We start from the raw sequence: 9883 nt of genomic DNA, 5'->3' as shown, positions 1-9883 counted from the left end.
TCCCTTTGATTCTAATGCCTGTCAGTATTTCGATGAACGCCCGTCGCTGTTGCGGGTGCAAAAGTAGTCCCTTTATTTACATTTACAAGACTTTTTATAAACTATTTTTAATCTTTTTTCTAAGTTACTGATTTTATGTTTTTTACAAACCGATCTTTTTTCCCTTTTGGTTGATTTTTGATGGTTCTGTCAATTTTGGCCGGATTTGCCATGAAGGTTTCAAGAAGAGAAGTTTGGTTTTTAACCACATTTACCTGCTTTCACGCAAAGTCGCAAAGGCGCAAAGTTTATTCTTTATACTTATATATAGGCATACCTCTTATGAAAACCACTGCCCTAGCCCCGATGGAAGTGGAAATCCTTTTGATTTTTGCTGCCAAAAAGAAAAAGATTGGAACAAACAGCGGGATTAAGCTCCTTATTTAAACTAAATTCCAAATACCTAAATTCCAAATTCCAATACTCTTCATTATATATGTATAAAAACAAACCCGACAGGTTTTCAAAACCTGTCGGGGTGGATATTCGAAATAGTACCTTATATATAAGACTGAGAAAACTGTCCTTAATATATATGTATACTATTTAGTTCATACTGTCTATTACTTCTTTTGTAATACGGATACTTTTTAGTTTTGCCTGATGATCAAAAATTGGACTGGTTGCCATTAGTTCATCTACACGCGAGTAGTTGATGAATTTTTTAAGATCTGTTTCCAGTTGTTCTTTGTTTCCTGTGAAGGTACATGCGGTCATTTGATCGACATGAAAACGTTCTTCTTCGCTCATGATATCATCCAGAGAATCTACGGGAGGCTGCAAACCTTTGCGATCGTTTCTAATTAAGTTGAGAAACATCTGATACAGGCTTGTAGATAGTCTCTCGGCTTCTTCATTTGTCTCGGCTGCAATGATATTGACGCAGGCCATGGTTTTGGGTTTGTCTAAAACTTCGGAAGGCTGAAAGTTTTCGCGGTAAAACTCAAAAGCCTGAATCATTTGGCGTGGTGCAAAATGTCCGGCGAATGCATAGGGTAATCCGTAAGCGGCGGCAAGAGCTGCACTTTCCATACTTGAACCTAAAATCCAGATGGGAACATTAGTACCTTCGGCAGGAAATGCCCTTACTTTTGCGGTTGCATTTTCGGCTGAAAAATAGTCCTGAAGCTTCGTTACATTTTGAGGAAAACGTTGTGCCTGCTCAAAAAAGTCTTTCCGAATGGCTTCGGCTGTTGGCTGATCTGTTCCCGGTGCTCTTCCTAATCCTAAATCGATTCGGTTTGGATAAAGTGTTTGCAGTGTTCCGAATTGCTCGGCTACTATTAAAGGAGAATGGTTCGGTAACATGATTCCGCCTGAACCTACCCGGATATTTTGAGTCTGACTGGCGATGTAGCCAATCAAAACTACTGTTGCAGAACTGGCCACATGTGCCATATTATGATGTTCGGCCAGCCAAAAACGTTTGTATCCTAAGTTATCTGCAAGTTGAGCTATCTCTTTTGTTTTTTGAAATGTTTCGCTTGCGTTGCTATCCTGGGTGATGATAGCTAATTCTAATATTGAGATTGAAATTGGGTTTTTCATATATAATGTAGCTTTTATGCAAAATTACTTCATTTCATACAAAGCCTAAATTCTTTCGTGTTAATAGAATTATAATATTTGTAGCTACAAATGTCACTTAATTCAATTGAAGGTTAATCAATTTATGCTTTGTTTTACCATCACTGGAAATACTGAAATTAGTGGAGTCAGACTCTATTTCGAATTTTGATGGCGTATCAATCCTTAATGAAATGGCACGAGATCTGAAAATTTCCGGAATTTGAGGAAGTTCTATGGTAACGGTAGCTTCTTTATCTTTTTGATCATAAGTGATTTTGATTCTGTCGCGAAGCCAAATATATTCGTATACTTCCTGCCACGGTGCCATCCAGATACTATCATCGCCTTTTGAACCATATTTATCGGCAATAGTGGTCATATAATATTTGAAATCAGGAAAACGCATACTCAATGACCAAAGATTTCCGTTTCCGACTCCGTGCGTATAGGCATTGTACCAAATTGGATCCGGCAATTTTGCAACCGAATCAAAAGTCGCTAAATATCGATCCATTGTTTTAAAACCAATGGTGTCTTTTGAGCTTTCTACAAAAACTCTGGAATAGACCATTTTATCTAAATTTATTTTGTACTTGACATTAATTACCAGTCCTGCACCAACATAAGAGGCAACCGAAAAAGAACCGTTTGCAAGTGCGTCCTTTTCATATTCTAAATGATATCCCGGATCACTTTCGCCTCCCGGAACTACAAATTGAGACATGGTAAAACCTAAATTTTGTTGTATTGAAGTCGTATTCTCCCTTACTTCTGTCAGGAAATTAGTTCCGTGTTTGGTTGCGTGATGAAAACCATGATTCAGAATATCCCAGCCGGCATTGTACATTTCTTTGACTTCTGCCCAGGACAGATGTCCGCGGTAAGCCGAAAAATCATCAATTGCCCCGCCATTAATTGCCAATCCTAACTTAAACGGAATTTTATTCCCTAAACCATCGGAGTAGAAAAGTCCTTTTGAGTTTGTTCCGTCTCCTCCCTGATCATTTTTCCATTCGCTAATCAGTGGTCCGCTTATTTTTCCGCCATTCAATAATGAAAAAGAAGTCAGATAAGCCGATCGATAACCATCATCTAAAGTAAAACTATAGGCTAAATGTTTGTTGAATTTTAAAGATGCCGGCGTTATTCTAACCTTTTCCTTGGATTTTAATTTTATTTTGAACGAAATAATCGAAGTTTTTAAAGTGTCTTTTTGAAGTTTTGAATGATTTCCAAAGCAGAAAACTGTGGTTAAAAGAAATGCTGTGAATAAAAATAGCTTTATTGGTTTTTGTGGTATTTTCATTTAAGGTGTAATTAATAGCTTATAAAGATACATCTCTTTAAAAAAAACAATTCAAAAAGAGGACATTTCAATACTCTAAAATGCTTTTACAAAATTTATGAGGAATACTAAAGTTAAATGATTTAAATCCTAAATTTGTATTTCGAAATACTATTCGATTTTAGCAACATCCTCAAATGACACATAAAATTTTAATTATAGACGACGAAGAAAAACTCAGAAGTCTGTTGGCACGCATTGTAAAATCGGAAGGTTTTGAAGTTCTGGAAGCCAAAGATCTGAAATCGGGTTTTAAAAAACTGGAACAAACCGATATTGATGTTGTTTTGTGTGATGTAAAATTACCTGATGGAAACGGCGTTGCTTTTTTGCAGCAGATAAAAGGAAGTTTCCCTCTTACTGAAGTTATTTTGCTAACGGCGTTCGGGAATATCGCAGATGGGGTTCAGGCCATGAAGAATGGTGCTTTTGATTATATTGTAAAAGGCGATGATAATGACAAGATTATTCCGCTTCTGTATAAAGCTGTCGAAAAAGTACATTTGCAAAAAAAGGTACAGCAGCTTGAGAAACGTATTGGCGATAAATATTCTTTTGATATTATTATAGGGAAATCCAAAGGAATTGAACAGGTTATTGATCTTGCCAAAAAAGTCGCTAAAACTGATTCGACCGTCTTACTCACTGGTGAGACCGGAACAGGAAAAGAGGTTTTTGCACAGGCCATTCATGAAAACAGTAATCGTGTTGGTAAATCTTTTGTCGCTTTAAACTGCAGTACTTTCAGCAAGGAAATTTTGGAAAGCGAACTTTTTGGTCATAAACAAGGTGCTTTTACCGGTGCTCTTAAAGATAAGAAAGGTTTTATTGAAGAAGCCAATGGCGGTACTTTATTTCTGGATGAAATTGGAGAAATGCCAATTGAACTGCAGGCAAAATTATTACGTGTTTTAGAGACCAGCGAATACATTCCGGTTGGTGATACTACTCCAAAAAAATCGAATTTCAGATTAATTGCTGCCACAAACAGGGATTTAAAAACCGAAAGTGATGAACATCGTTTTCGATCTGATTTATATTTTCGTCTGAATATTTTCGAAATTAAACTTCCTCCACTGCGGGAAAGAATTAAAGATATTACCGCATTGACCCTTTCTTTTGTGAAGCAGTTCTCTGAAAAAACAAACAAGAAAACACTCGAAATCTCAGATGACTTTCTTCATAAATTAGAAAATTACTCATGGCCGGGAAATATCCGGGAACTCAAAAATATTATCGAACGCTCTGTTATTTTAAGCGATACTGTTTTAACCGCTGATGTTTTGCCTTATGAAATGCAGCATCAACCTGAAAAACCTACCAAATCGATGTCGGCTTTTTCTATGCAGAGTATCGAAAAACTGCATATTCAGAAGGTTTTAAACTATACGAAAGGCAATAAGGCCGAAACAGCACGTTTACTCGAAATCGGAATTGCGACTTTGTACCGAAAATTAGACGAGTACGGGATTCAATAACAAAGTTAAATTCCAATCCTGATAGCTATCGGGATAAATTCCAAAATTGAAATTCCAAATTCCAATTGAATTTGAATTTGACCTATCATTTTAATAAAAGCTTATCATTTTGATAGGCTTTTTTTGTGCCTTATTTTTGGCACAATACGGCAACACTTTTATTGACAAGACTTTAGCTGTTTTGTCCATTTTTCGGAACAGCTTTTGGCATAAGTGGGAAGAACATAAAAATTCATTCTCATGAAAAATCAAGTCAATTCTATTTACAAACAGGCAGAGCGTTTTGCGGATATCACCAAAAAATCAATTGTTTCCGGTAACATCGTTCGGGCAAAAAAATGCTTGGCACTTGCTGAACGTTTGTTTATTACCGGAAGTATCGAAACTAAAAATGCCATTTCTAATGTGTACATTTTCTCTGTTTCTTCTTTTATGGAAATGCGTCACTGCAACATTTCACATCTTTTTCCTCAGACGCTGAAAGCGGAATATATCAAACAAGTTAATACCTCTGGTGTATAAAATGTTTAATCAGTTAAGCCTCTAAAATCTAATAATCCAACAATCTAATAATCTAAAACCTATGTTAATCACTTTTATTTTACTCGCATTGGCTGTTTTGCTTTTTGCTATTTGTTTTAAATCAGTTGAATTTTTTGAAAAAATCTAAATCATGACTGCACTATTTATTATTTCCATCGCCGTTTTTGGCTATTTGGTTTATGTATTAATTAAACCTGAAAAATTTTAAAAGATGAAAAAGTCACAGTCAAAAAAAATGCTGCTGGTATTTGTTTATGTGGCCTGGACATTAGCTTTTGTAACGCTTGTTATGTTTTTATAAAAGCCGAAAAATTATTTAACTTCTAATAAACAAAATATGAACACAGAGTTATTTGGTGTCATTAGTATTTTCATCATTTCGATAGTTTTAGCCATTCCAATAGGAAAATATATTGCTAAAGTTTATTTGGGTGATAAAACATTTCTTGACCCGATTTTCAATCCAATTGAAAAATTTATTTTTAAAATCAGCGGTATCAATTCCACTGAAGAAATGAACTGGAAACAACACTTAAAAGCCCTTTTAAGTATCAACATGATTTGGTTTTTCCTTTGCTTTTTTGTCTTGTTGTTTCAGGGATCGTTGTTTTTAAATCCTGACAATAATCCCTCAATGTCACCAGATTTGGCGTTTAACACAGCTATTTCATTTGTCGTAAACTGTAATTTACAGCATTATTCAGGTGAAAGCGGTGTTTCTTACCTGTCACAAATGTTCTTAATGTTCCTGCAATTTGTTTCTGCGGGTGTCGGAATGGCTGCTGCGGCAATGATTTTTACGGCAATGAAAGAAAGAACGACAGACAAACTGGGTAATTTTTATGATTATTTCATCAAAAGCTGTACTCGTATTTTATTACCCCTTTCGGTTATTGTTGCTACTGTTTTAGCATTCAGTGGTACACCAATGGACTTTGACAGTAAAGATTCCATCACCACTTTGCAAGGCGATCACGTTGACGTTTCCCGCGGACCCGCTGCTGCCTTTATTGCCATTAAACATATAGGTACAAACGGTGGTGGATTTTTTGGAGCCAACTCGGCACATCCATTAGAAAATCCAACTTATTTTACTAATGGTATTGAATTGTGGGCACAATTAATTATTCCGTTTGCCATGATTTTTGCTTTAGGTTTTTATCTAAAGAAAAAGAAATTATCCTACGTAATTTTCGGAGTAATGACGGTTGGATTCTTATTGCTGGTTGTTCCAACAGTGATGAGCGAAATGAACGGAAATCCGGCTATCGAAAAAATGGGAATTGCCCAAACAACCGGAGCTATGGAAGGAAAAGAGGTTCGGTTTGGACCTGCCATTTCAGGTTTCTGGAGTATTGCCACAACGGTAATTTCTACAGGTTCTGTCAATAGTATGCACGATAGTTCAATGCCCGTTTCCGGTGCTATGGAATTGCTTGCCATGATGGTCAATGCCTTTTATGGCGGTTGCGGGGTTGGTATTCTGAACTTCTACATTTTCATTATTCTGGCTGTATTTATTTCAGGTCTAATGGTAGGCCGAACACCTGAATTCTTAGGCAAGAAAATCGAAGCGCGGGAAGTTAAAATTGCTGCTTTTATTGCCATTCTTCACCCTTTATTAATATTATCAGGTACTGCTTTGGCTTCTTATTTCGCGGCACATGATACTGCAATGGGCTACTGGTTCAGCGGAAACGCAACAGGCTGGTTAAACAATCCGGGGCATCACGGCTTCTCAGAAATGTTATACGAATATACTTCGAGTGCTGCCAACAACGGTTCCGGTTTTGAAGGTTTAGGCGATAACAATCCGTTTTGGAATATCACCACAGGAATTGTGTTGCTATTGAGTCGTTTCATTCCTATCGTTGGGCCCTTGGCAATCGCAGGATTACTGGCTAACAAAAAATACATCCCGGAAAGTGCAGGAACTTTAAAAACCGACACTTCTATTTTTGGTGTAATGGTTTTTGCCGTAATCGCAATTATTGCTGCTTTATCATTCTTCCCGGCGTTGGCTTTAGGTCCATTGGCAGAATATTTTACTTTAAAATAATATACAAAGAAAAATGACAACTAATAAATCCACATCGTTATTTGAAAGCAAACAGGTAAAAGAAGCTTTAGTGCAGTCTTTTGTGAAGCTGAATCCAAAAATGATGATCAAAAATCCGGTAATGTTTACCGTAGAAATAGGAACTGCCATTATGTTTGCGGTTTGTGTTTCCATTTTAATGGGCGCAACCGACCAGGGTAGTTTTACTTATAATCTAATTGTGTTTTTAATTTTACTCGCAACGCTTTTGTTTGCCAATTTTGCTGAAGCCATTGCCGAAGCCAGAGGAAAAGCACAAGCAGATAGTTTAAGAAAAACACGTGAAGAAACTCCTGCCAGACAAATTCTGCCAAATGGAGAAATCAAAAACATCAGTTCATCTGAATTGAAAAAAGGAGATATTTTCGTTTGTGAAGCAGGAGATTTGATTGCAACCGATGGTGAAATTATCGAAGGTTTAGCAACAATTGACGAAAGTGCCATTACCGGAGAAAGTGCTCCTGTAATTCGGGAAGCAGGTGGTGACAAGTCATCTGTAACCGGAGGAACCAAAGTATTGTCTGATAAAATTAAAGTAATTGTAACCTCAGAACCAGGCGAAAGCTTTCTGGATAAAATGATTGCTTTGGTGGAAGGGGCAAGCCGTCAGAAAACACCAAACGAAATTGCCTTAACTATTTTATTAGCGGCGTTTACCTTAATCTTCGTGATTGTTTGCGTTACGCTAAAACCATTTGCCGATTATGCGAATGCACCTATAACCATTGCTGCTTTTATCGCACTGTTCGTTTGTTTGATTCCAACTACAATTGGTGGTTTACTATCTGCGATCGGGATTGCGGGAATGGACAGAGCATTGCGTGCGAACGTGATTACAAAATCCGGAAAAGCGGTTGAAACTGCCGGAGATATTGATGTATTGCTTTTGGATAAAACCGGAACCATCACTATTGGAAACCGAAAAGCAACCAATTTTTATCCTGCAAAAGGCGTATCTGAAGAAGATTTTATTAAATCTGCTGTGTTAAGTTCACTGGCAGATGACACTCCGGAAGGGAAAAGTATCGTGGAACTGGCAGGAGCCGAAACTGCTAATAAATTATCCATTGAAGGTGCTACTTTAATCAAATTTACCGCAGAAACCAGAACTTCCGGAGTTGTTTTAAAAGACGGAACCAATATTAGAAAAGGGGCTCAGGATGCTGCAAAAAACATCTCCCTTCAGGCCGGAAATATTTTCCCTGAAGATACTGCTCAAAAAGTAATCGATATTTCATCTAAAGGAGGAACTCCGCTAGTGGTTATTAAAAACAATCAGGTACAAGGTGTAATTGAATTACAGGATATCATTAAAACCGGAATGAAAGAACGTTTTGACCGTTTGAGAAAAATGGGTGTCAAAACGGTAATGGTTACCGGAGATAATCCGCTTACGGCGAAGTTTATCGCTGAAGCTGCCGGTGTAGATGATTTTATTGCCGAAGCGAAACCTGAGGATAAAATGAACTACATCAAAAACGAGCAAAACCTGGGTAAACTTGTTGCCATGATGGGTGACGGAACCAATGATGCTCCTGCCCTTGCACAAGCCAATGTGGGTGTTGCCATGAACAGCGGAACTCAGGCGGCCAAAGAAGCCGGAAACATGGTCGATCTTGACAATGACCCAACCAAATTAATCGAGATTATTGAAATTGGAAAACAGCTTTTAATGACTCGGGGAACCTTAACCACTTTTTCTATTGCAAATGACGTTGCGAAATATTTTGCTATTGTTCCTGCTCTTTTTATTACTGCGATTCCTGCGCTTGAAGGTTTGAACATCATGCGTTTGCACAGTCCTGAAAGTGCGATTCTGTCAGCCGTTATTTTTAACGCGATTATCATTCCGATATTGATTCCACTGGCTTTGAGAGGTGTTGATTATAAACCAATCGGTGCAAGTGCAATCCTGAAAAGAAACTTACTCATTTACGGTTTAGGCGGATTGATCGTGCCCTTTATCGGAATTAAATTAATTGATTTGTTGGTTGCCTTATTTATGTAAATCTAAGCTTCTGAGATACTAAGTCGCTAAGGTTCTAAGGTTTTTCTCTTAGCATCTTAGAAACTTAGTCCCTTAGAACCTCAAAAAATAAAAAAAATGAAAAATATATTTTCACTATTAAAACTTACACTGCTTACTATAATTTTGTTTGCAGTTATTTATCCCCTTGCAATTTATGGAATTGCACAATTTGCTCCGAATCACGGAAAAGGAGAAACTATTTCGGTTAACGGAAAAGTGGTTGGCTACCAAAAAATCGGTCAGAAATTCGATAAGTCGAATTATTTCTGGGGAAGACCTTCGGCTGTGGATTATAATGCTGCCGGAAGTGCCGGTAGTAATAAAGGTCCAAGCAATGCTGAATATCTGGCTTTGGTTCAGAAAAGAATCGATACGTTTATGATTGTTCATCCTTATTTGAAAAAATCGGAGATTCCATCAGATATGGTGACTGCTTCAGGTAGTGGACTGGATCCGAATATTTCGCCGGAAGGAGCTTTGATTCAGGTGAAACGTGTTGCCAAAGAAAGAAAATTAGCGGAAGATAAAGTAAAAGCTTTGGTTGAATCTAAAATTAATACAGCTGTTGTTGGACCTGAAACCGTTAATGTTTTAGAATTGAATGTGGCTTTGGATCAGCTTTCTAAAAAAGGTTCTGAGATTCTAAGTCGCTAAGGTTCTATGTTTTTAAACCGACAGGTTTGAGAACCTGTCGGGTTTGACAACTATTGTAGCCAGTTTGTGTCATTTCGACGAAGGAGAAATCTCCGTTGCCAGATCGACACAGATTGATATTCTTTGCG

At 37.3% G+C, this 9883-nt stretch carries 8 protein-coding genes; 6 read left to right on the top strand and 2 right to left on the bottom strand.

Annotation, left to right across the window (positions count from 1 at the left end; translation table 11 throughout):
• Positions 1 to 585: 585 nt before the first annotated feature.
• Together EV142_RS22925 and EV142_RS22920 are read right to left on the bottom strand one after the other, a co-directional pair.
• Positions 586 to 1587, bottom strand: coding sequence for an LLM class flavin-dependent oxidoreductase (locus tag EV142_RS22925; RefSeq protein ID WP_132038222.1), 1002 nt, complete (start codon positions 1585 to 1587; stop codon positions 586 to 588).
• A 97-nt stretch (positions 1588 to 1684) separates the two neighbouring features.
• Entirely contained in the window at positions 1685 to 2914 is a 1230-nt protein-coding gene (locus EV142_RS22920) for a polysaccharide deacetylase family protein (protein WP_132038221.1), read from the bottom strand.
• 176 nt (positions 2915 to 3090) lie between these two features.
• On the opposite strand from EV142_RS22920, the gene EV142_RS22915 reads away from it, so the two are divergent.
• From EV142_RS22915 to EV142_RS22890, 6 genes are all read left to right on the top strand, one after another.
• Complete coding sequence (locus tag EV142_RS22915; RefSeq protein WP_132038220.1) at positions 3091 to 4431, top strand: sigma-54-dependent transcriptional regulator; 1341 nt, start codon at positions 3091 to 3093, stop codon at positions 4429 to 4431.
• A gap of 240 nt (positions 4432 to 4671) precedes the next feature.
• Positions 4672 to 4953: a DUF7674 family protein gene (locus tag EV142_RS22910; protein WP_132038219.1), complete on the top strand. Its 282-nt coding sequence runs from the start codon at positions 4672 to 4674 to the stop codon at positions 4951 to 4953.
• Between the two features lie 151 nt (positions 4954 to 5104).
• Complete coding sequence (gene kdpF, locus EV142_RS22905; RefSeq protein WP_072975519.1) at positions 5105 to 5182, top strand: K(+)-transporting ATPase subunit F; 78 nt, start codon at positions 5105 to 5107, stop codon at positions 5180 to 5182.
• Positions 5183 to 5311: 129 nt separating this feature from the next.
• The gene (gene kdpA / locus EV142_RS22900) at positions 5312 to 7033 is read left to right on the top strand and encodes a potassium-transporting ATPase subunit KdpA (RefSeq protein ID WP_132038218.1); all 1722 of its coding nucleotides are present in this window, start codon (positions 5312 to 5314) and stop codon (positions 7031 to 7033) included.
• 13 nt (positions 7034 to 7046) lie between these two features.
• Positions 7047 to 9080 (top strand): potassium-transporting ATPase subunit KdpB, encoded by a 2034-nt coding sequence (gene kdpB, locus EV142_RS22895; protein WP_132038217.1) that lies wholly within the window; start codon positions 7047 to 7049, stop codon positions 9078 to 9080.
• A 96-nt stretch (positions 9081 to 9176) separates the two neighbouring features.
• Positions 9177 to 9755, top strand: a complete 579-nt coding sequence (locus EV142_RS22890; protein ID WP_132038216.1) for a K(+)-transporting ATPase subunit C — start codon at positions 9177 to 9179, stop codon at positions 9753 to 9755.
• Positions 9756 to 9883: the final 128 nt, after the last annotated feature.

It is taken from the genome of Flavobacterium circumlabens (assembly GCF_004345565.1).
Taxonomy (GTDB): Bacteria; Bacteroidota; Bacteroidia; order Flavobacteriales; family Flavobacteriaceae; genus Flavobacterium; species Flavobacterium circumlabens.
The sequence above is the reverse complement of the archived record's forward strand: the minus strand, read 5'-3'. Positions and strand labels throughout refer to the sequence as shown.

Coding starts and splice junctions, on each gene's coding strand:
- EV142_RS22925 (WP_132038222.1), bottom strand. CDS start 1,587: ATGAAAAACCCAATTTCAATCTCAATATTAGAATTAGCTATCATCACC.
- EV142_RS22920 (WP_132038221.1), bottom strand. CDS start 2,914: ATGAAAATACCACAAAAACCAATAAAGCTATTTTTATTCACAGCATTT.
- EV142_RS22915 (WP_132038220.1), top strand. CDS start 3,091: ATGACACATAAAATTTTAATTATAGACGACGAAGAAAAACTCAGAAGT.
- EV142_RS22910 (WP_132038219.1), top strand. CDS start 4,672: ATGAAAAATCAAGTCAATTCTATTTACAAACAGGCAGAGCGTTTTGCG.
- kdpF (WP_072975519.1), top strand. CDS start 5,105: ATGACTGCACTATTTATTATTTCCATCGCCGTTTTTGGCTATTTGGTT.
- kdpA (WP_132038218.1), top strand. CDS start 5,312: ATGAACACAGAGTTATTTGGTGTCATTAGTATTTTCATCATTTCGATA.
- kdpB (WP_132038217.1), top strand. CDS start 7,047: ATGACAACTAATAAATCCACATCGTTATTTGAAAGCAAACAGGTAAAA.
- EV142_RS22890 (WP_132038216.1), top strand. CDS start 9,177: ATGAAAAATATATTTTCACTATTAAAACTTACACTGCTTACTATAATT.